The organism is Bradyrhizobium zhengyangense (assembly GCF_022012435.1).
Taxonomy (GTDB): Bacteria; Pseudomonadota; Alphaproteobacteria; order Rhizobiales; family Xanthobacteraceae; genus Bradyrhizobium; species Bradyrhizobium zhengyangense.
Genome location: NZ_JAKLUA010000004.1, coordinates 70,579 through 96,853 on the forward strand (window position 1 = coordinate 70,579; position 26,275 = coordinate 96,853).

Here is a 26,275-nt window from a genome sequence, read left to right on the forward strand (position 1 = left end):
AAGCTCGATCCTGACTGACCAGCCTTCTTGCCCTACGCTATTCGGGATTTGCCCGGTCGGCCGGCACGACTACCAACCGTCGGTGACGGCACGCTGCCGTGCTTTCAAAAAAACGCCACGTGGCTTCAATCATCCGAGCAGACTGTCTGCTTTCACTTAGATTTATAGATTGAAAGGAGCTTGCTGGCGAACTCCTGAAGGTCGGGAGGAACGACGTTCGATTGATCGTCGCCGGTCGAGAGTGGCACGCTCAGGCTCCAATTCGTCTCAAACCTGAACGCACCATATGCTTCATCGAGAATACTCGTGACCGGGAACATGCCTGACTCTGTTGGGCAGGGATCAAACGGGGAGGTCATAGCGACTTCTCCCTGCACGCCCTGAAAAGTCGCTGTGTCGAAGCAAAAATCAAGTTGAGAGTAGACAAATACGCCATTCGTCGTTTGGGAGATCAACGGACGCTCGAGCATCTGACGCACCAGCTTTAGGTACGGAAAGCGTGGCGTACTGGCTCTTCCGGGCAGTCCTTTTGCGGCTAGATTGGTGCTGATCTCGCCGAGATCACAATTCAACTCAAAGGCTCCACCCGCCGACGCTATCCGGGCGAGGCGCTTGTTATAGCCATAGAGATTGACGCCAATCAAAACGGGCGCAAGCTCGTCAAGAAAAAGATGGGGCATATAGCTGAATGGACCGCCGCTCGGCCCATCAGCACTATTCCGTGCCACGTAGGGGACGAGTTCGATGATCTCGTGATATCTCAGACCGCCAATCGGGATAAAGCCTGGCCGAACGTTTCTTTGTCGACAGAAAAGCAGCACAACCGGGTGCTGGGGTTTCCCTGTTGGTCCCGTACGGGCAAGGCCGTGTGGACGATCGAGCGAAAGGCTTGGTGGCAACAATTTCTGTACTTCATCAGAATCGCGCCAAATTGTAACGCAGTAGCCTTCCATCGTTCCCAAGCCGCCGGCGGCACGTGTCTTTAACTGCTTGAGCAAATTGACAATTGGCAGCAGCGTGATGGGAACGGGAATCTTACGAAAATTGCCGTAGCCGGGAATGTTCATGCTAGCTCCTGTTATCGCTCGCGCTACTACGCGGCCGGACATCACCGCCGCTTCAACACATCCTGAATCCAATCCGGTGCGGGCCCAATCGCCAGCAAGAAACAGGTTTGAGATACCTGATTGATCCGGCCATAGGCGCCACCGAAGAGTACCCGGTGCTGAAAGCACATAACGCTCCCACGGATTTATGTTCGGACGAACATATTGAGAGTCGAGACGGGCCTCGCCCTGCTGCGGAGCCGACGCCGGAACGACCAGCACATCCCAGTCAAACTTTGGCGAATCGGGATCGCGGGCTTTTGGCCAGATCCCCGGTAAATCCTTGTTCATCCATTTGATGATCATCGACTTCGCCCGAGCGAGTTCGACGTCCGGGTAGTTTGGCCCGTTAGGCGACCCGTCTTGGGGAAAGACACCGACAAAGTAGCTTAACGATCGCGCCGCATCTCCGCCCTGCCCGGTTTCGTTGGCGAGCAACGGCGAGTTGTCCTGCCACGAATTCAGCGGTGCAGAACCCGGTCCTCCGCTGTCTGATTCAAAGCCGACCATGACAGTCCGTGGATCCGGCCAGCCAAGCTGCGCCGTATCTTTCTTCAACCATAGTTGCAGAGCCAATGTCGGGATCGTCTCGAGATTTGCGAGGCACTTGCCCCAGGTGTCCGGATGACCGGTCGAGAGATCGCACGCGATCTTCTTGAGTCCTCCAAAGCCGGTAGCAAGGATCGCAATGTCGAATGTTTCGTTGATCGGGGTGCCGTCAGCCGGACGCCGCCGCAACGTCAACGAGCCTGCATCTTGCCATTCTGTCCAGAACGATTCCAGATCGTGATGCTTTAACGCGCCATCGTCATCGATCTGTTCGTAGAGAGGGTGGCAAGGCCAACTCTCGAGACCAGTCTCCTGATTTTTGATTAACGGTCTGTAGCCGCACTCTGGATTTCGAAGCTTGACCTGGCAACCGAGCCCGATACTTTCTATCGCACTCAAGTCGGTCGATAATACGAGCTTGTCCAGTCTGTGAAAGAACTTGAATTTTACTCCCTTGTCTCGAAGGTAATTGTAGAGCGGCGCGAATAGAAAGTCGCCCATCGGCTCACGCAGTGTGTAGAAAATCGACCCCCGATAAGTAAGCAGCAGCCTGAGTAATCCCACCGTCCCGACACCGGCTCCCACCTTGCGTACGCCTTTGACGCTACCAAACACATAATCGTAGCATCCCCGAACGACGCCGGACTTTAAGCTCTCGTCCGCGCACCCGTTGCCCGCCATCCAGTCCGACCATTCCAAATAATCGATGGCGTCCAGTCCCTCCTGCAGCACCTCGTCTGACAACAGTCCGAGTATAAGCCCCGCCGCCAGGTCGAAGAGTATCTGAAGGCGGCGAACTTCGTCATCATCGGTCTGGCCCGAGGCCGCGTACTTTCTGTCCAGGGCGGCGCGCGCTTTCCCGACCTGCTTCCGGAATGCAGCCACAAGTTTCATCGCATCGAAACTGATGGTGTTGAACGCCGACGTTGGTCTATCGAGCAGCGCCGCTATGGCGGACAGCGGCGTTGGAAACACTTCTCGCGTGTCGAGCACCTTCATGGTTTCATGCTGGATTTGGAGGCGCATTTCAGGTTCTTCGGCGCATCCAAATACTGAACCAAGGAAACCCTGTTCAACCCAAGACAACAGGTTCTTTACGAGGACCGTCGGAGCCAGGTCCAGCAGATCGATCCCCGGATCGGACGTATTAGGACGCGCGTGCAGCAGCCAAGGCTTCCACAGAGGGTCGACGTATTCCATCACCGTGAAATGGTTCAAGCCCTCGAACTTGCTACGCCATTCCTGCGGCGGGAGATTCAGCCGAGCGTAGAGGCGTTGCACCAGGTCGAACGCATTGTCGTAGAATCCGGCCCAGACGTGAAGGCCATGCTCAAGCCCGCGCCAGTTTCGTGTTTCGTCGCGACCGACGCTGGCCTTGCCGCCGAGGCGCCACCCGAGTGTATAGATCGTGATGTCGAGGCGCTCATCCGAATTCTGCTCGGTCAGTTCGAAAGCGGCCGTGAGCGCGCCAATACCGCCGCCGAGAATAGCAATTTGTGTCTTCTCCGTCATCGAAGTCTCGTTCGTCGTTCGCGTGACCGCCCGTTCCACAATTGAAAGTCGACCTCGCCGACGTCGGACGCGGCACCGAGCCCGGCTTCCAGCAACGACGTTGCTCCATCGACGACCAGAGCAGCGAGCGAGGAAAGAACGTCTCCAAATCTCAGGAAATCCTCCCCAACAATTGCAATGCTCGCACCGGAGATAGCGCGCGCTGCCTGCATCCCTGACATCACCGCCGCCTCGATGCACTCGGTATTGAAGCCAGTGTCGATCCATGTGCCTGCGAGGTACAGATTGTCAAAACCGGACGCGTCGGCGGCCAATCGCCACTGCGTCGAGCCAGCCGCCGATACGACGCAACAGCTCGATGGATCAACATTCGCTCGATAGACCTGCTGCTTGATCCGATAATGGCCGCTGGTGGGAGTGCGACAGAAGAGGTAATCCCAATTGAAGCCTCCGTGGAAAATTGCGTCGGGCCAGAGATACAACGATTTGCTGCTCAACCAGCTGATCGCGTGGGTCTCAGCGAGCTTTTTCGCAACAGCAGGCACGTTGGTCCGCCACGCTGGCTCACGGAAGAGCTCGGTCTCAAGCACTCCACACAGGTAATGAAGCGACGTCGGCTGGTCCGCGTCGAGATGCCGGCGCTCATACTTCAGCACTTGAGACATGTCCGCCCAGATGTCGAGCGGATCCGGTCCGGTCGATATCACGGTCTTGGCCGGCGAATGTGAGGGAATTGCCTGCGAAGGCGGATAGCCCAACCCGGACGCGGTGGGCACAGTACACCACAACTGGACCGAAATGGTCGGCACCAAAATCGCAGTCTCCGTCATCGCGCGAAACTTGCTGCTGGCCGCGATGAGCTGATCGCACGGTCCCGGCCCAGCATTTAACTTCTTGAATGCACCAACGGGAATGGCGAGGACCACGGCATGAAAATGATTTCCCCACTCGAGCGTCTCTTGACCGACGTTGTGACAACACCAGTGCGATTCAAGATCAACTCCCTGCTCCTGAAGCGCTCGCCCATCGCAAATCTGGTTCCATAATGGCGTCTCCGGCCAGCATTCCAGATTTCCGTTACAGGGTTGAGGGCGGATGGTCGGACAATATGCTCCGTTTGTAAGATTCACCTGTCGATCAAATACGATTCGAGCAACAGAACCTTCTTGCGGATCCAGCTCCAGACGCTTGAGTTTCCGGAAGAATTCAAATTTCACCCCGCGTTGCTTCAAGACCCGATAAATCGGCACGACTACGACTTCACCCATCCCTGATTGCATTTCGAAGGCGAACGAATCCCGGTAGGTACCGTAAAGCCGAACGACAGCCTGAGCTGCGGTCCCAGCCCCGTAGCTCGGACGCCGCCGGTCTCCATCGCAGTATTGCAGCATGGAATCGTAAAGCGCCTGGACGATGGGTGAGCCATAGGTCGAATCGCGAGCCGCTCCACAGACGGAGAGCCACTCACGAAAATCCATCAGGTCCAGCTCGCGAATGGTTATTCCACCAAGCATCATGTCGATGATGATGCCTTTAATGGTTGCCGTTCCGACGTCTATGAGTTGCGCCATGAACATTCCAGCGCCACCCTTTCCGAAGGTTGGCGACAACACCGCCTTTGCAAAGCTTCTGATGAAATTTACAAAGCCGCGCAGTTGTACGTCACTAGGATCGGCAACCACGCTCGCAAGTGCATGCGACCAATCACGTGCAAGCGCAGCGCACCACTTGACGTCGATGGGGACTTTTGCATCGGGGCCGAACCGGAGTGAGTCCGGCTTTGGTGTTACGTACTTGCCGTAGTCGACGTTCGCCGCATCCAAAAGCGCTCTGGAGTCGTCGTCCAACTCCACCTCAGTCGGTATGGCGGGCGGCAAAAAAATCAGCTGGTCATAGAAGCATTGCACGACGTTAAGCATTTGCGCGAACGCTTTGAATGGCGAAAGGTCGGCCCTCCCGTCGCCAGGATCGCCCGCCGCGCCGGACGGCCAATTGAGACAAATCACGTCCGGAGCATCGCCACGGCCAATCGCCGAGTCGCACTGCGCCTTCAAAGCATCCGCAACCGACCGAATTGCCTGTCCGTTTTGTGAGTTCCACTCCTGGTAAGCCGTCCTCAACATACCGAATGCGTTCTCGTAGCAACCGAACCAGATATGGAGACCGTGCTCGACGACGCGGCTCTCATCGTCGCGGCCGGACGCCCCCTTTCCTCCAAGGCGCCAGCCCATCTGATAGATCGTAATATCGAAGCGATCTCGTATATGCTGACGCTGCGTCAGCTCGAATGCCGTTGCGAGTGCAGCCATTCCTCCACCTAGAATGGCAACCTTCTGTTTTGTCATACAAGAACTCCCCGAGTTGACCTTCTAAATCGACAACGCCTTGCGGACGGCTGCGAGATCCGGTTCAGCTCCTACGCTCAACAGTATATCTTGCGCTCGAATGAGGTTCGATGATCTCTCCGGATCCCCGAGAGGTCTTGTCTGGGCAATCTGGTAGAGCGCGAGCCCAAGCTCGCGAGGCATGTGCATCCGGGCCGCCGCCTGCGCAGCCGCTCCCCAGAGGCGCCGGGCCTTCGCCTGCCGGCCAGATAGAAGCGCGGCCCGGCCTCGCAGCAGCAGGGCCTGCGGCCGGCAAACGGGTGACATTCGAGTAACCCGAGCCGCGTGTTTGCACACGAGCAGCGCCTGTGGCATCGCATTCGAACCGGCGCCCTCTTCTCCCCACTTTGCCAGGAAGACCTCAGCTACCCCTACCACCCCATAAACATAACTACCCCAAACGACATCGACCTCCTGGAGAACGGCAAGAGCGCGTTCGGCGACTTTGAAAGCCGCTTCGGCCTCGCCGCGCTGTTGAAGCGCAGAAGCCAGAATACCAAGACAAAGTAATCGATCCGCGCGGATCAAGCGCTTCTCAGTGAGCTCATCTAGACGCCGCAATTGACTTGGGTCCGTCTTGTTGCGCATCAAACTAGAAAGTACGGTTGCCGCCGCAAGCCATGCGCCTGCCTGATGTGTAGACTCGGACGACACCATCGTCTCCAAATCCGACAACAGTGCTTCAGCGTTTGCTAGATCGCCGCGCAAAATCGCCGAGAACGCCAAAATAGTGACCGGAGCGTGCCAGCGAGAGCGATCGCCGAGTTGGCGGTAAAGTTCGAGCGCGTGCTGTGCGCAGCGTTCCGTCAAATCCCACTCGCCTGTGCCATAACCGAACACCGCGGCAAGAAGATGCGCTCGAGCTGCTGCCGGGAGACTTCCCGCCTCACCCGCAAACCGCAAAGCGCGCGAGCGATAGTAGCGGCCAACCCCGCGCAATCCTGACATTCCCAGTCCCAATCCCAAAGCACTGTAGCCGCTGATCGCTTCGTCGGCAGCGCCGCAGCGTTCCGCTAAGTTAAGCGCCGACAAGGTTTCATCGAGCACCGCCAGCGACTCGTTGAGAAAGAAGTGCCGCTCGGCCAGCCGTTCCCGAATATGCGCGGTCCGCTCGAATTTCCTCCTATCGATCGTCGAGTAATGTTCCGATGATGGCGACCATAGCCGCAATCGAACTTGCCGCAGCACGTTTACTAAGACGCGGGCCAGCCGGCCAACCCTCCCCCTAGGGGACGTCTGCTTCATGAGCACCATCGCCTTGCCGAAGTGAGAGAACGCTTCCTCGTAGTCGGCCAGTTCGTTATTCGCGTCACCAAGGATCCACTCCCATTCGGACCGGAGTACGTCACCGCTGACGACCGGAGCTGAGTCGATCAGTGTGAACGCCCTTTGCACGTAGCGTATGGCGTCGCGATTGGCGTAGCTCCTCAGCGCCTGCTTGGCAGAAAGCTCGAGATATCGTATCGCACGATCGCTTTCGTTTGCGAGCTCCCAATGCTGGGCAAGTCGCGAGTAATAGGGCTCGAGCCATTCAGAATTCTTGCGCTCGATAACGTCTGCGATCGTCTTGTGAAGCGCGACCCTTTGAGCAAACGACAGCAGCCTGTAAGTAACTTCTTGGCTGATGGCATGGCGAAACGAATAGCGCGCAGAAACTCCTGCTCCGCCCTCGACAACGAGGAAGTCTTGCGCGGTCAGCTCATCGAGCATCCCACCAACGTCAATCAACGCCATCTGTGCGGGATAGATCGCTTGAGCAGTTTCGACGGTAAAGTCCTCGTCGATCACGCTGGCAACTTTCAGCAGAAGCTGCGCTTCGACACCAAGCTCATCGATGCGACTGATGATCACACCCTCAAGATTGGCAGGAAGAGTCCGCCTCGCCGGATCACGAAGATCGGCCAACACTTCGCAAACGCCTCGATTGACGTTGATCGCACCGGTATCACGAAGCGCTAGTGCCAGCTCTTCACAATGAAACGGATTACCTTCACCCTGCCGATAGACGAAATCCACCAGGGCTTCGGGAAGTTTATTCGCGCGGAGTCGCCTGCAAACCAGCTGCTCAATTGTTTGCTTACTCATTGCGGCGAGATTGATCTCGGTGGCGAACTCAATTTCCTCCTGGCGTGCCGGCACAATCGTTGGAGGGCGGCAGCTTGCGACCAGGAGAAGATCGGGCAGTTGCCTTGCGACGGCCGTCAAGAGGTGCATTGATGCGCTGTCAAACCAATGAAGATCTTCGAATATTAGGGCACGTGGGCTACGTTCACCATCCGAGAGCAGCGCCACAACGAGGGCTTCGATGCATGCGGCGCGGGCCGAGCCGACTATCTGGCGCGTGAGAGCGGTTTCGGAGCGATTGATGTTGACGATGTCACGGAGCAGCGGCAGCCATGACAGCAGCGTCCGATCATGGCTCAGCTTTTCATGCGCAATGCGACCGATGTGTTCCGGCGAGTCGCCTCCGAGCAGGTCGTAGATGACGTTCCGCCAGGCAAAGTATGGCGTGAACCTCTCGATCGACGTTGCAAAGCCTCGCAAGGTCCAGGCGTCATGTGACCTGGCGAAGATCGCCAGGTCATCTAGAAGAACGGACTTCCCAATGCCGGGCTCGCCTCGAACGACGATTGCGCCCCCTACACGATTGAGAAGCGCATCGTACAACTGGCGACGTTCACTCGCTCGACCGACCATCACGACGTCATGATGGTCGCGATGGGCTCGTGAGACCGCTATCGGGCGATACGCTGTGACCAGGGCGTCGTTGCCCTTGACGTGTTGCGGAGGCAATACCGAGAAGCTGACAGTCTCCCGAACAGCCTCCGCCGTCGTGGCATCGCAGAGAATCTTCCCCGCGGCCAACTCCATCAGCCGCGACGCCATGTTGATTGCGGGTCCCATAAGGCAGTATTCACGGCGCTCGCGGCCGCCATAATCGCCGCAGAACAGCTTTCCCGATGCAATGCCGATCGAAACCCGCACTCCCGTGGATTCGAGCTCCTTGAAAATTTCAAGGGCCGCCTCGATGCCCCGTTGCGGATCGTCCTCATGGGCTAGTCGGGGAAGGCCAAAGGCAAGCGACATGCAGAAGCCTTTGTCGTCCATGATGATCTTGTGAATCTCGCTGTGAAATCTATGAGCGGTGCGTTGAACCTGCTTGACCGCAACCTGAAGCTTTTCCGCGAAAGGCCGATCAAACGAAAGTTCGAACAAGCTGACGTAGACGACGGTAATGTTCCTGAATTCCGCTAACCATCGCTGTTCGCCAAATCGAAGATGATCAACGACGATGTCGGGGACGAGTGCTTGGAGCTGCAGGGAACTCGCATTGATGCGAAACCGACGCGTCGGCGTCGTGCGGTCGCCCGACATTCCGATGAGCGTAAAGAGTTCTGGCGAGAGAGCTCCCTCGCAATAATCTTGTATCGAGTTGTGCAACTCGCGGGACAACACGACATCGCCAATTTGGGCTTTGCGATAGGCATCTCCCAAGCGCCCGAATAGGGATCCAACGATTACGAAATGCCAGCGATCATGAAGGCCACCGAGTTTGCAGCAGTGAACCTGGCCGATGTCGATTGAAATTCGTGGCTGGAGCTGATGTTGACCCGCCTGCACTTGCCTATTCATTTCGGCTTTCAGCGCAAGCCCGCAGCGCGCGGCAAGGAGAGACGCCTGCCCCAGGGCTACTGCGTCATCCCACATGGCGAGGATGCCATCGCCAACGAATGCGATGATGTCTCCTCCGTGCTCCCCGATGATTTCGGTAAGAGGTCCGAAGCATGAGCTCAGCAGATCGGAAACGTCCTCGGCGCCGCGGGGTCCTCTGCGGGCCAGCTGGTTCGTTGTCTCGACAAAGCCGGCTATGTCGAACAAAAGGATAATGGCGAGTCCGGATTCGAGAACCGAGTCGTCTGGGCCGTGGCGACTCTCGGCGAGAGCGGTCCTAACCCATCCCGGAACGTATGCGCTGACGTCCACGCTGAGTCGGTCCATAGACATGACCCCAGGTGATCAATAGCAATACCCTGCCGATGGAAAGGCTCGATTGGACTACCCCTCCACGACGTTTCCGTTCACAGACTTATCGGGATCTATTAAATAGACTTTCGTCCAAGGCTTCAACAGTGGTGGAACAGGGAAACCTTTCCACAGAACGGCATCAAGGCCTTCACTCGGATCAACTTGTTTGTGAAAGCCTCAGGCCAAATGACGTCAAGTGCTTCGATCACGCGGCCAAATGGAGAGTGGAAGAATGCACGATGCGGGTCGACCGAGAAAAGGGGGCGGCTCCTCGGCATGTCGCCTGATGTCGTGAATGATGGCCAGAGCCGCCACTATCCAGACTATTCGCATGGCGCAGCGACTGGCAATAATCGCAATACATTTCGCAGTTAAGGCCGATGGTTGACGCCGATGAGAATAAAAGTCTTCGAAAACTGATCGGAGCGGCAGGATTTGCGCTTGCGGCCCCTGCGTCCCGAACGCAGTGCAAAAGTTCTAAGCTGTTGATTTTTATGGAAATGGCGTTCGCTTCCGCCACGTGCCTATTTCGGGGCGTTTCGTTGGGGCGTTGCTCCTTCGATCGATGGCCCGGCCAGTGACCGCGTGCTGGAATCTCCGAGCAATTTGATCGCTCAGTCCAGCGCCAGTACAGGCTTGATCAGCTCGCCTTTAGCGAAAAGATCTTCCAGGATACTGGGCATCCGCTGTACTCCAAAAAATCGCTGTCTGAAATGTGGAGAGTGTCGTTCGGCAAGGCGGTTGTCGCCATTGGCGAGCACCATCGCAAACAGGAAGTAGTTCCACGAGAAGACGAAGGCGAGGATTGCCGAGACCGCAACGCCCGAAGCAACCAGCAGCATCGCGATACGCCAGAGAATGGATTGCGCGATCCTCAGCCGCGCCGCGAATCGACAACCTCCAGGCCATCCGGTCCCCCTGTACTGCTCGCGCTCAGGGCCGTTCTTTTGACCGGCTCAAAATTTCGGTTGCTGGGTGTGACCAACCAAATACTATTGCCTGGCGCAAATGGGCCCCCCAAGGCTTTGCGTCCAATGCCGCCGGCCCTTCCACCAATCCCTTAAGACCCCAGGGCCGGCGGCTAGGACGATGACCTGGTCGCGGACATTCGACGAGCCGATCCCGCTGCCAGATGGCCGCAACCTTGTGACACTGCGCGACGACCGACGAATAGATCGCTGCGCTGCCGAAACGCGATCACGATCGGCCGGAATGGCAGGCTGCCTAGAAGCCCTGCTTCTGGTCGTCGACTAAAGCGGCCCGACCATGTTCGCGCGTATCGGAATCATGCGCGAGCTGAACCACGGAAACCCTCTCCAGAAATCGAGGCCGGTGGACGAGCCGTCCACAGCATCAAAAGCTGACGGTAGGTCAGCTCAGTAAGGTCAGGGCCAACTCCGGCAGTCGCTCTATTCGATAACTTTGTGGGCGCGCGTCGTGAGGAAGGTCCGGATCGAACTGCTGGGCCGGTTACGCGCATCGGCTAGAAAGTGATGTGGCGAGCTGCCTTGACCGACGTCGGCTTGGAACCCGAAATGCTTCATCACGGCCAGTTGATCGCGTGATTGACGCGGATGATCAAACGCGATGGAGTTCCCCGAAATTGCGCCAAGAGCTGCCGGCCTGGGCCTTCGTCCAGGTTGCCTCGTCCAAAAAGGCGGCCTGCGAGTGGTTCTTATGGCGCGCCGTATTATGCGCGTCGCCACTCACAACGGCCTTCGCCCCTACAAAGATCGCAGAAGAAGGAGTCCAGCATTCAATTTGGCGCCCTCGATAGCCAGCGCGACTCAAATCCGCATGATCTTTTCGTTCCCGGGCATGCGCCTCGACATCGTCGCGGTCCCGACGCGAGTTACAACAACCACTTTCCACGAACGTCTGGCTAGACAGCCTTTGTGAGCGCCCCATCGATGATGAGGTTCGTGCCCGAGATGCGGCTCGCGACCGGGCTCGCGAGGAAGACGACGCCGGCAGCAACTTCCTGCGCCGTACCCATGCGTCCTGTCGGGTTGAGCGACATCGCCGTCTTATAGAGATCAGGCATGCCGCGCTCGATATTCTGCCAGATGCCGCCTTCGAAATAGGTGTTGCCCGGCGACACGGCGTTGACGCGGATGCCCTTGGCGATCAGCTGATTGCTGAGACCCTTGGCATAGTGGATCAGGGCCGCCTTGAAGGCGCCGTACGAGCCGGCGGCGAAATCGACCTCGAAACCCGATACGCTCGAGACGATGATGATCGAAGCCGATTTCGACTTTTCCAGATAAGGCACCGCGGCCGCGACCGAATTAACGGTATGCATCATGTCGGTGCGGAATGACTTCTCCCAGGTCTCTGGCGTGTCGCCGACCGCCAGCGCGCTGACGTTGCAGACCATGGTATCAATGCCGCCGAGCTCGGCCGCGGCTCCGTCAATCCAGCCCTTCAACGCGACCGGATCGGCGACATCGATCGCCTTGCCCCACGATTTGACGCCTCCCGCCGAGAGGCTCTTCACGACGTTGCCAACCTCGTCGGCATTGCGCGCGCAGATCGCGACGTTGGCACCCTCGGCCGCAAACAGCTCGGCGATCGCAAGCCCGATGCCCTTGCTGCCGCCGGTGACGAGCGCGCTCTTCCCCTTCAATCCCAGATCCATTTTTACCTCCGTTGCTGGTGCAGCGGCCTGCTCGCATACCGGCAGGCCGCCTCGGTTCGCTTACATTGTCTTCCAGTCTCCGGCGCCTTCGAACGCGGCGGCGGCGCGATAAATCGTCGGCTCGTCAAAATACTTGCCGATCAGCATCAGCCCGATCGGCAGACCGTTGCTCATGCCGCAGGGAAGGCTCATCGCCGGATGTCCGCTGGCGTTGAACGGCGCAGTATTGGGAACCATCTCGAACGCGCGCTGGATGTAGAGCTCGCGCGGCGCGTCCGCCGGGGGTATTGGCGTTGCCGTCATCGGCAGGGTCGGCATCAGCAACAGGTCGTATTTGGCCAAAGCCTCGTCATAGGCTGCGCGCAGCTTGCGGTTCAAATTCTGAGCCTTCGCATAGAAGTGCCCGCGATAGTGCTTGGTGAAATATTGACCGAGCAGCATCGTGATCTTGAGGCTATCGGACAATTCGTCCGCGCGATGCTTCCAGGCGGAGTGGGCGTCGAGCAGCGTGGTGTTGTAGAGACCACGCCAGTTCGTTCCCATGCCGTTGCCCTTCATCATGAACTCGGTGGCGCCTTCGGCGGCGATCGGCAGCCAGATCGCCGGCGCGGCGAGGTGCATCGGAACCGAGACGTCCTCGACAGTGGCGCCGAGCTTGCGGAACAGGTCGGCAGCAGCCTTGACCTTCGCGTCGACGTCCGGCTCCGAGCTCGGATGCCCAAACCCCTCCCTCACGATGCCGATGCGCAATCCCCTGACGCCGCCGTCGATCTCGTCGCTGTACTTTCCGACCTTGAGCGCGCCCTGCCTCGGATCGAGTCCGTCGGGCCCTGCCAACACCTCCAGCAGCAGCGCATTGTCGCGCACATTGGCTGTCATCGGGCCGGTGTGGTCGATCGTGAGCTCGATCGGCATCACGCCGGTATAGGGCACGAGGCCATAGGTCGCCTTCATGCCGTAGATGCCGCTGAAAGCGGCCGGAATACGGATCGAGCCGCCCTGATCGCCACCGATCGCCATATCGGCCTCACCGGTCGCCACCACCACGGCGCTGCCTGAGGACGAGCCGCCAGCGGAGTATCCCATCCTGTGCGGATTGTGGACGGGCCCCGCCGCGCAGGTATGGCTGCCGCCGGAGAAGCAGAAATATTCGCAATGCACCTTGCCGACGATGGTGCCGCCGGCGTCGAGCATGCGGGTGACGATGGTGGCATCCGTATCGGGGATATAACCCTCCAGTGTCGATGCGCCGTTCATCATCGGAACGCCGGCGAGGGAGATGTTGTCCTTGAGCGCGATCTTCTTGCCGGCAAGCTTGCCGTTCGGGGCGCCCTTGATCTCGGTCTTGACGTACCAGGCGTTGAACTTGTTTTCCTCGCCCTCGGGACGATAGCCGGGTGTGCGCGGATACTTCACTGCCGGCACATAGTCCGGCATGGCATCGACCGCATCGTAGGCGGCGTAGTTCGCCTGCATCAGCGCGTCGTAGGATTTGAGCTCTGCATCGCCCATGTGCATGCCGAGGTCTTCGGCCACGCTGCGCAGCTGATCGAGTGTGGGTCTCCTGACGGCCATGGCTTGGGTCTCCCTCTGATCATGCCCGCGTGCGGCGGGCCTACGTTGCGATACCGACGAATTCTCCGACGAGGCTTGCGTCGCCGAGCTCGCCCGGCGCCACTTCCCGAGTAATCGCGCCCTTCTGGATAATCAGAATCCGCTGCGACAGCGAAGCAATGAAGTCCAAATTCTGCTCGACCAGGATCATGGTGAGCCCGCTCCTGGCCCGCAGCCGCTGCAGGGTGTCGACGATCTCGTCAATGATCGAGGGCTGGATACCTTCCGTCGGCTCATCGAGCAGGATCAATCGCGGGTCGCCGCAAAGACAGCGCGCGATCGCCAGCAATTGCTGCTCGCCGCCCGACAGCGCGCCGCCGGGGCGATCGAGCAACGCCTTCAGGCGGGGAAACTCCTCCAGCACGGTTGCGATGATATCGCCTTCCACGCCGTCCTGCGTGCTGCAACCCATGCGCAGGTTCTCATAGACGGTGAGCCCTGGGAATATCTCGCGGCCCTGTGGCACGTAGCCGAGGCCGAGCCGCGCGCGCCGGTAGGGCTCGATCGCCGTGACATCGTCATGGCCGAACATCACACGGCCGCTGGTCGCCGGCAAAAACCCCATCAGCGCCTTCAGCAGCGTGGTCTTGCCCATGCCGTTGTGGCCGAGAATGCCGATGAACTCGCCCTTATTGACGGAGAAGCTCACCCCGTTGAGGATCGGAATCCGGCCATATCCCGTTCGCAATCCCTGCACATCGAGCATCATGCGGCCGCCTGTTTGCCCAGATAGATGTCGCGCACCTGCGGATTGCGCATGATGTTGTCCACGGTGTCCTCGACCAGCACGCTCCCCTGGTTGAAGACGGTGACCTGCTTGGCGATCATGCGGATGAACTGCATGTCGTGCTCGACGACGATCAGCGCCTTGGTACGGTTGATCTCGCGCACCAGCTCGGCCGTCTTGTTGACCTCCTCGTGGGTCATGCCCGCGGCGGGCTCATCGAGCAAAATCAATTCGGGATCGGTCGCCAGCACGAGCCCCAGCTCGACCCATTGCCGCTGTCCGTGGGCAAGCTGCCCCACAAGACGATCGGCGGCTTCCGTCAGGCCGACCCGCTCCAGCATCTCGTCGACGACGCGCCTCGTCTTGTCGCCGGAATGAAGGCGGTTCGCCGCGAGCCAGATATTTTCGCGCACCGAAAGCCCGTCGAAGACGCTCGGCACCTGGGTCTTGATGCCGATGCCGAGCCGGGCGATGTCGTGGGCGTGCGCGTGCGAAATGTCCCGGCCGCGGAACAGCACCTGGCCATGGGTCGGCTCCAATTGCCCGGTCAGCATCTTGAAGAAGGTGCTCTTGCCTGCACCGTTGGGACCGATCAGGCAACGCAGCTCGCCTTCGGCCAGCGAGAAATTGACATGGCGCACGGCGCGAACGCCGCCGAAATGCATGCTGAGATCCTGGGTCTGAAGCAGCGGTGCGGCCATCAGCCCTCCTCAGCCCGTTTGGGCTGGAGCCGCTTGGCTCCCTTGCCACGCGAGACGAGCAGCGACTGGCCGATATCGCCAAGCGTCGGCACCAGCCCCTTGGGCACCAGAAGCACGAAAGCAATAAGGATGATGCCGAAGATCAACGGCGCATTGGCGAAGATCTTGGCCCACAGGTCCGAGCCGCCGCTCGGTTGGTTGGCGCCGAGCGCGGTGGTGAGCCATTGAATGCCGATGCAGCCGACGATCGGCCCGATCAGCGTGCCGCGCCCGCCGACGATGACCCAGATGATGATTTGCGCGGATTGGGCGAGACCGAAAATCGTAGGGCTGACGAAGTTGCCCCAATTGGCGAACAGGCAACCGGCAAAGCCGGCCAGCGCACCGCCGATGGTGAACGTCGCAAGCTTGTAGGCGCGCGGATCATAGCCGAGCAGCTCGGCGCGCCGTTCGTTTTCCCGAATGCCGACGATGATGCGGCCGAACCGGCTCGCCAGCAGCAGGCGCAATCCGAAATAGGTCGCGAGAAGCGCTGATGTCGCCAGATAGAACATGCCTTCGAGATCGATCGGCGCGGCCTTGTTGCCCGGCAAATTCAACGGCGGGATACCGGGAATGCCGTTGAAGCCGCCGAGCCGTGCCGAGCCGATATGGAATTCCGGTCCGGCCGTCGAATTGATGGAATTGAACAGGATCAGCGTCACCGTCAGCGTGATGACGCCGAGATACACATCGCTGATGCGACCGTAGAACATGAAATAGCCGAGCAGCGCCGCAAAGGCCGCCGGCACGATGACAGCGAGCAGAAGCGGGACCGTGCTTTCGCCGATGTTGAACATCGCGATTGCGTAGGTATACGCGCCGAGCCCGAAGAACGCCGACTGGCCGAAACACAATATGCCGCCATAGCCCCAGATCAGAGCGAGGCTCAGCGCCAGGATCGCCATGATCATATAGACCGTGAGCTCGAGCACGACGTCGAGCTCGAAGAGGCGCGGCACCAGCACCAGGAACGCCACGCCGACCGCGCCGACGAGGCCGAGGCCGACAAGATTGAGCAGGCGGGCGTTCACAGGCCTCTCCGGAAGAAGCGGCCGGTGATGCCTTGCGGTAGCAGGCGGATCAGGATGATGGCGGCCGCGAGCAGCGCCACTTCACCGAACACCGGCGTGGTGACGAAGGTCGCGATCTGGTTGATGGTCCCGAACAGCGCCGAGGCCGACACCGTCCCGCTGAGGATCGCGGCGCCGCCCCCGATCACCGTGATGAAGGACTTGGCGACATAGGCGACCCCGATGGTGGGAAACACGCCGGAGACCGGCGCCAGCACCGCACCGGCGAGGCCCGACAACGCTGCGCCGACGCCGAACGTGACGGCGTAGACGCGCGGCGGATTGACGCCAAGCGCCGCGGCCATGTTGGCATTCTGCATTGTGCCGCGGGCGATCAGCCCAAGCCGCGTCCAGCGCATCACCGCGAAGATCACGGCTAATACGACCGCCGCGACCGCGATCACGAACAGCGTGTAGACGCTGGTGCGATAGGCGCCGATCTGGAAGCTGCCGAGCGGCGCCGAAATGCCGACCGTGGTATTGCCGAAGATCGCCGTGGTCAGCCCAACCAGGAACAGGCTGAGACCCCAGGTCGCCAGCATCGTGTCGATCATGCGGCCATAGAGAAAGCGGATGATGGTCCGCTCGACGATGACGCCGATGAGGCCGACCACGATGGGTGCCACCACCAGCATCGCGATCCAGATGCTGATTCCGTGGCTGGTCGCGACGATGGCCGCATAGCCCCCGAGCATCAGGAACTCACCATGCGCGAGGTTGATGACGCGCATCATGCCGAAGATGATCGCCAGCCCGACGCTGATCAGCGCCAGGCTGGCAATCGCATACAGGACCTGGATGGCCAGGAGAGCGACGAGATCCACGTTCACCTTTCCCAAGCAAGAATTGAGGGTCGGCCCGCTCTCAAATCTTGATCACATATTGCTGGTTGTCGGTCGGGTTTTTGATGAGATCGCAGACAGCGGCGGTATCGGCCGGCTTCTGCTGGGCGAAATCCTCCAGCACCTTGAGCTTCTTGTCGGCGACCTCGGCGATGTGGACGTCGAGCACGCAATGATGCGTCGGCGGATCGATCGTGACCTTGCCGGACGGCGCGTCGATGCTGATGCCGGTTTCGAGGGCTTCGATAACCTTCATCCGGTCGACACTCCCGGCTTTCTTCACCGCTTCCGCCCACAGCCGGAACCCCTGATAGGTTCCCATCGCGAGCTCGGTGATGTTGGGATAGTCGGCGCCGAAGCGCTTGAGGAAGCTCGCGACGAACTTCTCGTTGACCGGATTCTTCAGGTCCTGGAAGTAATTGTAGCAGATCAGCATGCCGTTACACTCATCGGGCGACAGCACGATGTGCTCATTGCCGACCGCAAACGTGGTCGACGCCATTGGAATGCTCTTGCGCATGCCGGCAGCCGCCCATTGGCGATAGAAAGAGATATGCGCGCCGCCGACCAGCGCCGACCAAACGAAATCCGGCTTGGCCGCCTGAATCTTGGAGATGGTCGGGCCGAAATTGGTGACGTCGAGCGGGAAGAAGTCGATCGCGGGGACCTCGCCACCGTTCTCGGTGACGTATTTCTTCACCCATTGCGAGGTGATCTGGCCGTAATTGTAGTCGGCCGCGATCACGTAAACTTTCTTGCCCCATTTCTTCATGGCATAGGGCACCAGCTTTTCCACCGTCTGTGCGGGGGTCACGCCGGTATCGAATTGATTGCGATCGCAGACGCCGCCTTCATACTGGGTGTTGTAGAAATAGAGCGTCTTGAATTTGTCGAGCACGGGACGGATTACCTCGCGCGAAGCCGAGGTGATGCCGCCATGGACCACCGCGACCTTGTCCTTCAGGGCCGCCTGCTGCGCGAACTGGGTGTAGAGCTGCATGTTCGACTGGGTGTCGTAGTTGATCAGCTTGAGCTGCCGGCCCAAGAGACCACCCGCCGCATTGGCCTCCTCGATGGCAAGGGTCATCGCGTCGACCATCGGCTTGCCGTAGATGTCGAGGCCGCCGGAGAGATCGTGAATGCTGGCGACGTTGATTGGCTCTTCCGCCCAGGCGCTGGAGGAAAACATCCCGGCGGCAGCGGTAGCCGCCGTACCCTGCATGAACGTTCTGCGATTGACCCTCATAGCCCTACTCCTCCTCGCGGTTGCCGATGTTTCATGAAGTCAGGTATTTCTTCAGAATTGACGCGCCCATCGTGTATTTCGGGTCGACCATGTTGCCGAGCCGCATCCGCCCGGCCTGGCTGAGCAGCATGTAGGCATCGATCTCGTCGAATCCGTAATCCGCACTCATCCAGCGAACCAGCTCGCGATACGCGATCCGCGCCGCATCCTCGAGCGGCCGGGCGCTGCCGATCGTCATGACAAATTCCCTGGTCTCGAGCCGCGGCCACGCAAAGCTCCAGTCCTTGATGACGTCGATCTGCATCGTCACGGTCGCGCGCTGCTCGATCGCGACGCCCGACAATTCGCCGTCACCCTGGGCGGCATGGCAGTCGCCGAGATAGAGAAAGCCGTCATTGACATGTACGGGAAAGTACAGGATCGCGCCCGGCGCTACGTCGGGCAGGTCCATATTGCCGCCGTGATAATCCGGCTGCAGCGACGAGATCGCCTCGATCTCGGGCGAGACACCGATCGTGCCGATGAATGGCTGGTACGGCAGCGTGATCTTGTCGCTCCAGCGCACGCCGTCCTTGTCGACATGCATGACCCTCACCCGCTCCGGCAATGGCGGATTGAGCAATGCGGTCGACGCGGTTCCGACAAGGCCGCCAAATTCCGGAATGATGCAGGTCTTTCCGGCCGGTTGCGCGCCGCGGGTCTCGACGGCAAGAATATGCACCGCCAGACAATGGCCCTTCCCGATGCCGTTGACGGCAATCGGACCGCATTGCGGGTTGAGGAAGGGAAACTTCAGCTTTGCGGTCGGACTGTCCTTCTCGCTGGTAATGACGCCGCCAAAGGCATCTTCAGTCTCGACGACGACGACGTCGCCCGGATCGATGGTGAGAGCCGGCTTTGCGTAAGGACCGTAGACGTAATGGAAGGAACCCTGCTTTTCGATCGTGAGCTCATGGCGTCGTCCCGCGTGGCCCTTGGCGAGGCCGCGCTTTGCCATGATCGAGCTCTTCAGCCAGCTATCGTCGGTCATTGCGAAATCCTCTGAGGCAATCGGCGCTGCAAGCACGCCGACGCCGGATGCACCTTGGTCAGTTTGATTTCCAGTCTCCGGCAGCCTCGATCGCCCGCGCCAGCCGCATCAGCGTGGTTTCCTCGAAGTGGCGCCCGACCAGCATCAGGCCGACCGGCAAACCATTGACGCGGCCGCATGGCACGGTGAAGGCAGGATGCCCGGAAACGTCGAACGAGCAGGTGTTGGCCTGCATATTGAGCGCGACGTCGATCACGGTGTTGAGCGGCGCATCGGGCGGCGGGATCGGCGTCGCCGTGAATGGAATCGTCGGCATCACCAGCGCGTCGAATTTCTGCAGCGCATCATCGTAGGCCCGACGCAGCAAGAGCCGGAGATTTTGCGCCTTTGAATGATAGCGCCCGTGATAGTGGCGGTGCATGTACTCGCCGAGCATCAGCACCAGCTTCACCGTAGGCGACACGTCGTTGATCCGTGTCCCCATGCCGCGCGCAAGCGCCTCCTGCATCGAGACCGGATAATAGCCCTGGACGTTGTTGCCGACACCGTAGCCTTTCAGCATCATCTCGGCGGCGCCCTCCAGGATGACGCCGCTCCAGACGTGCGGTCCATCGAGATGCCAGGGCACGGAGACGTCCTCGCTTGCGATGCCGGCTTTGCCCAGCGCCGCAATGGTTTGCCGCACCTTCTCGTTGACCGCCGGATCGCTCTCGGGATGACCAAACCCCTCGCGCAGGACGCCGACGCGCAATCCCCTCGCCGGTTGGCCGAGCGCCGCCATATAGTCGCCGGTGCGCGCTGCAATTGTCCTCGTGTCCCAGCCGTCGTGACCGGCGATGACCGTCAGCAGGCGTGCGACGTCTTCGACCGAAGCGCACATCGGTCCGCAATGATCGACCGAATAGCTGATCGGCATCGAGCCGGTGGTCGGCACTAGGCCCCAGGTCGGCTTCAAGCCGTAAACGCCGCACCAGCTCGACGGCGTCCTGATCGAGCCGCCCTGGTCGCCGCCGAGCGCCATCGGCACTTCACCCGATGCGACCAGCGCAGCGCTGCCGCCGGAGGAGCCGCCGGCGCTGTGGGCCGGATTGTGCGGATTGCGGATCACGCCGCCGGCGCAGGTATGGCTTGCGCCTGAAAAGCAGAGATCCTCACACGCGGCTTTGCCGGCGATGGTGCCACCGGCGTCGAGAATGCGCGTCACGACGGTAGCGTCGAGCTCGGGGACATAACCTTCGAGCAGCGCCGAGCCGTTCATCATCGGCACGCCGGCGACGCAGATATTGTCCTTGATCGCGATCTTCTTGCCGCTCAACAGCCCCTCTGCGCCGGTGCGGATATTCGTCTTCCAGTACCAGGCGCCGTAAGGATTTTCGGACGCCGCAGGCCGGTAGCCCGGCGAGCGCGGCGCGACCGGCGCCAGCGCCGGCGGCACCAGCTCGTCCAGACGGCCGTAGGACGTCAATGGTCCCTTGAAGGCCTGCTGAAATGCAGCGATCTCCTCATTGGTGAGGACCAGACCAAAGTCCGCACCGAGATCCTCGATCTGCTCCAGCGTCGGAAGGCGAACCGCCATGCTCCACCCTTCATGTCAGGGAGACAAAACGAAAAAAGCCACCCGCGGCCCGAGAAGGCCCCGAATGGCAACAATGCCGATGCTATCAGTGGTCGCGTAGGTTACGGTGCAGATCGAAACTTGGAAGTCGTCGCTCAGACGTCATCGGCTGTGCGAGAACTCTTTCGCCATGCACGCGTTCACGTGGCCATTATTGTGTCTTAGCGCCGCCAGCCTTGTCAATGCGAGGTCCGCACCTTTTTTATGCGGGTCGCATCAATGACATGCAGTGCCGATTGACGATGCAAGCAAGCAAGGCCTAGCTTTCAGCGACGAGACTATCGCCGAACAGCGCGCCCGGGTTTCTTCATGAGCAAGCCGTCCATCCCTCTCGGCCTCGTATTTTCGCAGTCGGGACCCTACGCCATGATGGCCGGCGAAATGCGCAAGAGCGCATTAATGGCGGTCGACGAAATCAACGAGAGCGACGCGTTCGATTTCTCGTTCGCACCTCATCTCCGCGATCCCGGCGGCGTCGTCGCCGAGTATCACACCGCGTGCGCCGATCTCATTCGCGAGGAGCATGTCGGCCACATCGTCGGCTGTTACACGTCGGCCTCGCGCAAGCAGGTCATTCCGATCGTCGAACGGACCGAGCGACTGCTCTGGCATCCGGCGCGCTACGAAGGTTTCGAAAGCAGCGACAACGTCATCTATGTCGGCGCCGCACCAAACCAGCATGTCGTGCCGCTGGTGCGTCATATGCTCGACCACATCTCCGCCGACGTATTCTGTATCGGGTCCAATTATATCTGGACCTGGGAAATGAACCGCGTCATCCGCGAAATCGTGACCAGCGCCGGCGGCCGTGTTCTTGCCGAACGCTTGCTCGAACTCGGCGAGACCGCGGTGGACCACATCGTCACCGAGATCATCGATCGGCGGCCGCCGGTCGTGTTTAATACGCTGGTCGGTGAATCCAGCTACGCGTTCATGCGTGCCCTCCATGCGGCGGCGACGCGCGCCGGTCTCTCGATCCCGATGCTGAGCTGCAGCCTGTGCGAGCCCGAACTCAAGCTGATCGGATCTGCGGCCTCGGTTGGATGCATCACCTCGTCCGCCTATTTCGAGAGCATCGAGGGCGCCGACAATCGCAGCTTTGTGGCGCGATGGAAGGCGCGTCATGGCAGAGACAGCAGCCTCTCGGTGGACGGGCAGTCTACTTATGTCTGCGTGATGCTGCTTGCCCGCGCCATCCGCCGCGCGGGTTCGGCGGAGGTCGGCGCCGTGCGGCGCGCTGCGGCAAATCATCGCTACGATTCTCCGCAAGGTCCGGTTTGGGTGGATCCCGACAACAATCACTGCTTCCTTACGCCGCGGCTCGCGCGCTCGATGCCTGGGTGTCAGTTCAGCATCTTCTGGGAAGCGGATGCCCCAGAACGTCCCGACCCCTATCTTTCGAACCTCGACCTGACGGCGATTGGCACGAGGGCGGAAAAGAGCAATGATACGATGGCGAAGCGCTCGAACCATTTGCGTATCGTGAAATGACCAGACCATCCCCTTTTTCCGTCCGTGGCCGTCGCGCTCTCATGGTGATGAGGGATGAGCGCGAAATCCCGATTGTACGCCGCCAGCTCAGTCGCCTCGGCATGACGATCTCCGAGCATGATCCGGCCGAGCCGCCGCGTGACCAGTCTTCCGACGTCATCCTGTTGGATGCAGACAGCATTCCCATCAAGTCCGACCATGCCATCTTGTGGAAAGGCAGCATCCCGATTATTGCGCTGATCGGAACTGAAACGCCCAGTCGATTGAAGTGGCTACTGGACCTGCAACCCGCGTCATTTCTCGTCAAGCCGCTCCGTTCTGCCGGGCTCTATACCGCACTTGTGGTCGCGTTCGATTCAGCGCAACAAAGATTGGAGCAAGCCGCGCACATTGAAAAGCTGGAGGATCGCATCCGGTCCCGGCGGGTCGTGTTCGCCGCCGTACTGCAGATCATGCGCGGTCACGACCTGTCAGAAAAGGACGCGTTCGCGCTCATTCGGCAAACGTCAATGCGGCATCGCACGACCATCGAGGTCTTGAGCGCGGAGATCGTGGCAGCCGGCGGAATGCCGAACCGGACGACGCGAACGGCATAGCAATTGGAGTCGCGCGGGGCCCTCGATCTAGATTCTGAACCGATCAGCTCTCAGCTATTACCTCATCGGTCCGCCAACTGACCATTTCGCATGAAGCTTATGAGAGGAGCCACCGCAGCGGCGAAGGTCTGCTCTGCTCCAAATCGCCGACCGCAGCTGCAATGTCGGAATCTCTGACAATGAGATGGCCTCATCGAGCCACTAGCGGCACGTAGTCTTCGAGCTCAGGATCTGGAAACTGTACCGCGCGGCCGAGTTCAGCCGAACGATACAGGCCCATGAGCATTTCCATGACTCCAACTCCGTCATCGAAGGTCTCGGCAGGGCTTCTACCAAGCCTGAACGCTTCGACCATATGACGGTTTTCGTCTGTGTAACCATAGGCACCAGCCTCGTCCTCCACCACCGGCATCAGGCCCTGTTCGGCATTCTGTTTCTCGACGAGATCCTCGCCTTCCGACCCGGTGAGCGTCCGCGACAGGAAGACCTTGAGCCCGGTCGAAAGCGACGAAAACTCCATCGAGTATTCGGGACCGAGCAACTCGAGCTGAATACGCAGCCCGGCGCCAACATAGGCCCATGATGTCGTTGCCTCGATCATCAGTTGATGTCCGTCGGCGTCCTCCATCGTGACGATGCCGCGCGCGAAATCTTCGACGGGGCGCTTTGCAAAATCGATACCCATTCGCGCCTTGAGATCGGCGGCATAGCGGGGCCGTGTCCATTTGAGATTGGCCGTCGTGGCGCTGGCACTGACCAGCCGCAGGGACTCGCGCTTCGCGCCCGGCGCGGTCAGCATGAAGCGTGCGACCTCGACCGAATGGCACATCATGTCGGAAAGCACTCCGCCACCCTGCTTGTCGCCTTGCCAGAACCACGGCTCGTGCGGTCCGGAATGCTCCTCTGCCGCACGAGCAAGATAAGGTCGACCGCTGCCGGGTACGGCGCGCCGCCAGATGATGTCTTTGCCGCGCATCACCGCAGTCGAGAAGATCTGGTTTTCCAGATAGCCGTGGAGCAGGCCTGCATCTTCGGCCAGCCTGAGCATTTCGCGTGCCTCAGCAAGTGTACGTGCCAACGGCTTTTCGCAGGCGACGGCGCGCAGAGGGGCTCCGGCCTTGGTCACACGATGAATCTCGCGCATGATGTCGAGGCGCGTGTCGTTCGGTGTCAACAGCCAGAGCGCATCCACCTCGCCGGACATGGCCATCGCCTCGATGCTATCGAACACCTGCGTCTGTCCAAGTCTAAGACTTCGCGCCTTGTCCGCAATACGCGCACGACGCTCCGCGGAACGGCTGTACACACCGCCAACGCTAACGTTGCGTACGCCGAGCATCGACTGCAAATGGAATGCAGCGATAAAGCCACTACCGATGAGCCCGACACGCAGTATCGGAAGTTCGTTGAGCTTCTGCATATCAGGCCTCCTTCAATGATGGCTGGGCTTGGATCAGTTCGGCGCTTTGCGTTGCCGCCCCGGAATCGCAGCCAGCAATTGCTGCGTATAGGGATGCTCCGGCCGATTAAGCAGGTCTGCTGTCGGCCTGATCTCGACGATTTCGCCAAGCCGCATCACGGCGATCCGGTCGCAGACCTGGGCTGCAACGTTGAGATCGTGGGTAATGAACAGCACCGCCAGCCGCAGCTTCTCCTTCAGCGTCTCGAGCAAAGCCAGCACCTGCGCCTGAACCGAGACGTCGAGCGCCGACACGGGCTCGTCTGCGACCAGGACCTCGGGGTCGAGCGCCAGTGCGCGCGCAATGCCGACCCGCTGGCGCTGCCCACCGGAAAATTCATGCGGAAAGCGTCGCGCAGCGGCCGGATCGAGACCAACGAGCGCCAAAAGCTCGTCGGCGCGGGCGAAAGCCTGTGCCGCAGGGACCCCGTGTGCGATGGGGCCATCAGCAATAATCCGTCCGACGCGACGGCGTGGATTGAGCGAGGCGAACGGATCCTGGAAGACCATTTGGATGTGCTTGCGGGCGGTCCGCAGGCTCGCTCCGCGCGCCTCGGAAAAATCGAGTTCGCCGATGCGGACCACACCTGCATCGGCGTCGGTGAGGCGCATGACCAATCGCCCAATCGTGCTCTTGCCCGAGCCAGATTCTCCGACCAGGCCGAGCGTCTCGCCACGCCGAATCTCGAAGCTCACGTCCTTGACAGCTGCGACCTCGGTCTGCGCTCCAAACCATCCGTTCCCGCGATAAGTCTTTGCGAGCCCGATCGTGGCACAAGCGATCGGTTCATCCTCGACGTGCGGGCGCTCTGGCGGAACTCCACCGGGCACGGCGGCGAGCAATCGGCGCGTATAATGATGTTGCGGTCGCCCGAGAACATCATCGACCGGCCCCCGTTCAACCAGCCGCCCCTTCTCCATGACCGCGACGCGGTCTGCGATGTCGGCGACGACGCCGAAATCGTGGGTGATGAAAAGCACCGCCATGCCACGTCGCTGCTGGATGTCGCGGATGAGCCGAAGGATTTGCGCTTGCGTGGTGACGTCAAGCGCCGTGGTCGGCTCGTCTGCCACCAGAACCGACGGCTCGAGCGCCAGTGCCATTGCGATCATGGCCCGCTGACGTTGTCCGCCCGACAATTGATGCGGATAACTGCGAATGATCCGCTCCAGATCACGCAAACCCACTTCATCTAGGAGCGCGCGCATGCGCACCTGCCGTTCAGGCGGCGTGAGCTGCTCATGCGCCTCGAACGCTTCCAGGATTTGATCGCCGATCCTGATAACGGGATTGAGCGCCGTCATCGGCTCCTGGAAGACCATTGCGATGCGCCGCCCGCGCAATGTCCGCCATTCTGTGGGCGGCAACCCCAACAGGTCGCGCCCTTCGAACCGAATAGTACCTGCGACGGGGCGAATGACTTGCGGCAGCAGTCCCATCGCCGCATAGGCGCAGACCGATTTGCCGGAGCCGGATTCGCCGACAACACAGAGAATCTCCCGCGCACGCAAGTCAAGCGAGACGTCTTCGACCGCGAAGGCTCGATCGGCGCCGGCGGGTAGCGCCAACGTCAGGTGCTCAATCGACAGGATCGGTTCGACGATGTGGTTCATTCTGCCCGATCCA

17 protein-coding genes are annotated in these 26,275 nt (G+C 60.2%); 2 read left to right on the forward strand and 15 right to left on the reverse strand.

The window, feature by feature from the left end; translation table 11 throughout:
* Positions 1 to 152: 152 nt before the first annotated feature.
* The 13 genes from L6637_RS14685 to L6637_RS14745 all read right to left on the reverse strand — a co-directional run bounded on the left by L6637_RS14685 (position 153) and on the right by L6637_RS14745 (position 21,063).
* The gene (locus tag L6637_RS14685; protein WP_237871066.1) at positions 153 to 3,167 is read right to left on the reverse strand and encodes an NAD(P)-binding protein; all 3,015 of its coding nucleotides are present in this window, start codon (positions 3,165 to 3,167) and stop codon (positions 153 to 155) included.
* A complete protein-coding gene (locus L6637_RS14690; protein ID WP_237871068.1) occupies positions 3,164 to 5,512 on the reverse strand; it encodes an NAD(P)-binding protein in 2,349 nt (782 codons plus the stop codon). Before L6637_RS14690 ends, L6637_RS14685 begins: the two co-directional genes overlap by 4 nt.
* Positions 5,513 to 5,536: 24 nt before the next feature.
* Complete coding sequence (locus L6637_RS14695) at positions 5,537 to 9,550, reverse strand: AAA family ATPase (RefSeq protein WP_237871070.1); 4,014 nt, start codon at positions 9,548 to 9,550, stop codon at positions 5,537 to 5,539.
* 641 nt (positions 9,551 to 10,191) lie between these two features.
* Positions 10,192 to 10,419, reverse strand: coding sequence for a hypothetical protein (locus L6637_RS14700; protein WP_237871072.1), 228 nt, complete (start codon positions 10,417 to 10,419; stop codon positions 10,192 to 10,194).
* Between the two features lie 1,040 nt (positions 10,420 to 11,459).
* Positions 11,460 to 12,215: an SDR family NAD(P)-dependent oxidoreductase gene (locus tag L6637_RS14705; RefSeq protein ID WP_237866416.1), complete on the reverse strand. Its 756-nt coding sequence runs from the start codon at positions 12,213 to 12,215 to the stop codon at positions 11,460 to 11,462.
* 60 nt (positions 12,216 to 12,275) lie between these two features.
* Positions 12,276 to 13,790 carry an amidase gene (locus L6637_RS14710; RefSeq protein WP_237866415.1) on the reverse strand — a complete coding sequence of 505 codons (1,515 nt, stop codon included), beginning with the start codon at positions 13,788 to 13,790 and terminating at the stop codon, positions 12,276 to 12,278.
* 40 nt (positions 13,791 to 13,830) lie between these two features.
* A complete protein-coding gene (locus L6637_RS14715) occupies positions 13,831 to 14,538 on the reverse strand; it encodes an ABC transporter ATP-binding protein (protein WP_237866414.1) in 708 nt (235 codons plus the stop codon).
* Complete coding sequence (locus tag L6637_RS14720) at positions 14,535 to 15,257, reverse strand: ATP-binding cassette domain-containing protein (RefSeq protein WP_237866413.1); 723 nt, start codon at positions 15,255 to 15,257, stop codon at positions 14,535 to 14,537. Before L6637_RS14720 ends, L6637_RS14715 begins: the two co-directional genes overlap by 4 nt.
* Entirely contained in the window at positions 15,257 to 16,330 is a 1,074-nt protein-coding gene (locus tag L6637_RS14725; RefSeq protein ID WP_237866412.1) for an ABC transporter permease subunit, read from the reverse strand. Before L6637_RS14725 ends, L6637_RS14720 begins: the two co-directional genes overlap by 1 nt.
* The gene (locus tag L6637_RS14730) at positions 16,327 to 17,193 is read right to left on the reverse strand and encodes a branched-chain amino acid ABC transporter permease (RefSeq protein ID WP_237866411.1); all 867 of its coding nucleotides are present in this window, start codon (positions 17,191 to 17,193) and stop codon (positions 16,327 to 16,329) included. The genes L6637_RS14725 and L6637_RS14730 overlap by 4 nt, the downstream gene beginning before the upstream one ends.
* 40 nt (positions 17,194 to 17,233) lie before the next feature.
* On the reverse strand, positions 17,234 to 18,457 hold the full coding sequence (locus L6637_RS14735) for an urea ABC transporter substrate-binding protein (RefSeq protein WP_237866410.1): 1,224 nt from the start codon (positions 18,455 to 18,457) through the stop codon (positions 17,234 to 17,236).
* 31 nt (positions 18,458 to 18,488) lie between these two features.
* Entirely contained in the window at positions 18,489 to 19,487 is a 999-nt protein-coding gene (locus L6637_RS14740; RefSeq protein WP_237871074.1) for an acetamidase/formamidase family protein, read from the reverse strand.
* A gap of 58 nt (positions 19,488 to 19,545) precedes the next feature.
* A complete protein-coding gene (locus L6637_RS14745; protein ID WP_237866408.1) occupies positions 19,546 to 21,063 on the reverse strand; it encodes an amidase in 1,518 nt (505 codons plus the stop codon).
* A 348-nt stretch (positions 21,064 to 21,411) separates the two neighbouring features.
* On the opposite strand from L6637_RS14745, the gene L6637_RS14750 reads away from it, so the two are divergent.
* Together L6637_RS14750 and L6637_RS14755 are read left to right on the forward strand one after the other, a co-directional pair.
* Positions 21,412 to 22,593 carry a transporter substrate-binding domain-containing protein gene (locus tag L6637_RS14750; protein WP_237866407.1) on the forward strand — a complete coding sequence of 394 codons (1,182 nt, stop codon included), beginning with the start codon at positions 21,412 to 21,414 and terminating at the stop codon, positions 22,591 to 22,593.
* A 41-nt stretch (positions 22,594 to 22,634) separates the two neighbouring features.
* Positions 22,635 to 23,189 (forward strand): ANTAR domain-containing response regulator, encoded by a 555-nt coding sequence (locus L6637_RS14755; protein ID WP_237866406.1) that lies wholly within the window; start codon positions 22,635 to 22,637, stop codon positions 23,187 to 23,189.
* Between the two features lie 190 nt (positions 23,190 to 23,379).
* Here the strand turns inward: L6637_RS14755 and L6637_RS14760 are convergent, their stop codons facing one another.
* Both L6637_RS14760 and L6637_RS14765 read right to left on the reverse strand, forming a co-directional pair.
* Positions 23,380 to 24,609, reverse strand: coding sequence for a Gfo/Idh/MocA family protein (locus L6637_RS14760; protein WP_237866405.1), 1,230 nt, complete (start codon positions 24,607 to 24,609; stop codon positions 23,380 to 23,382).
* 33 nt (positions 24,610 to 24,642) lie between these two features.
* Entirely contained in the window at positions 24,643 to 26,253 is a 1,611-nt protein-coding gene (locus L6637_RS14765) for an ABC transporter ATP-binding protein (RefSeq protein WP_377802939.1), read from the reverse strand.
* Positions 26,254 to 26,275 lie beyond the last annotated feature (22 nt).

Excerpts from the sequence above, each read along its gene's own strand:
- L6637_RS14685 (WP_237871066.1), bottom strand. The coding sequence starts at position 3,167 with ATGACGGAGAAGACACAAATTGCTATTCTCGGCGGCGGTATTGGCGCG.
- L6637_RS14690 (WP_237871068.1), bottom strand. The coding sequence starts at position 5,512 with ATGACAAAACAGAAGGTTGCCATTCTAGGTGGAGGAATGGCTGCACTC.
- L6637_RS14695 (WP_237871070.1), bottom strand. The coding sequence starts at position 9,550 with ATGGACCGACTCAGCGTGGACGTCAGCGCATACGTTCCGGGATGGGTT.
- L6637_RS14700 (WP_237871072.1), bottom strand. The coding sequence starts at position 10,419 with ATGCTGCTGGTTGCTTCGGGCGTTGCGGTCTCGGCAATCCTCGCCTTC.
- L6637_RS14705 (WP_237866416.1), bottom strand. The coding sequence starts at position 12,215 with ATGGATCTGGGATTGAAGGGGAAGAGCGCGCTCGTCACCGGCGGCAGC.
- L6637_RS14710 (WP_237866415.1), bottom strand. The coding sequence starts at position 13,790 with ATGGCCGTCAGGAGACCCACACTCGATCAGCTGCGCAGCGTGGCCGAA.
- L6637_RS14715 (WP_237866414.1), bottom strand. The coding sequence starts at position 14,538 with ATGATGCTCGATGTGCAGGGATTGCGAACGGGATATGGCCGGATTCCG.
- L6637_RS14720 (WP_237866413.1), bottom strand. The coding sequence starts at position 15,257 with ATGGCCGCACCGCTGCTTCAGACCCAGGATCTCAGCATGCATTTCGGC.
- L6637_RS14735 (WP_237866410.1), bottom strand. The coding sequence starts at position 18,457 with ATGAGGGTCAATCGCAGAACGTTCATGCAGGGTACGGCGGCTACCGCT.
- L6637_RS14740 (WP_237871074.1), bottom strand. The coding sequence starts at position 19,487 with ATGACCGACGATAGCTGGCTGAAGAGCTCGATCATGGCAAAGCGCGGC.
- L6637_RS14745 (WP_237866408.1), bottom strand. The coding sequence starts at position 21,063 with ATGGCGGTTCGCCTTCCGACGCTGGAGCAGATCGAGGATCTCGGTGCG.
- L6637_RS14750 (WP_237866407.1), top strand. The coding sequence starts at position 21,412 with ATGAGCAAGCCGTCCATCCCTCTCGGCCTCGTATTTTCGCAGTCGGGA.
- L6637_RS14755 (WP_237866406.1), top strand. The coding sequence starts at position 22,635 with ATGGTGATGAGGGATGAGCGCGAAATCCCGATTGTACGCCGCCAGCTC.
- L6637_RS14760 (WP_237866405.1), bottom strand. The coding sequence starts at position 24,609 with ATGCAGAAGCTCAACGAACTTCCGATACTGCGTGTCGGGCTCATCGGT.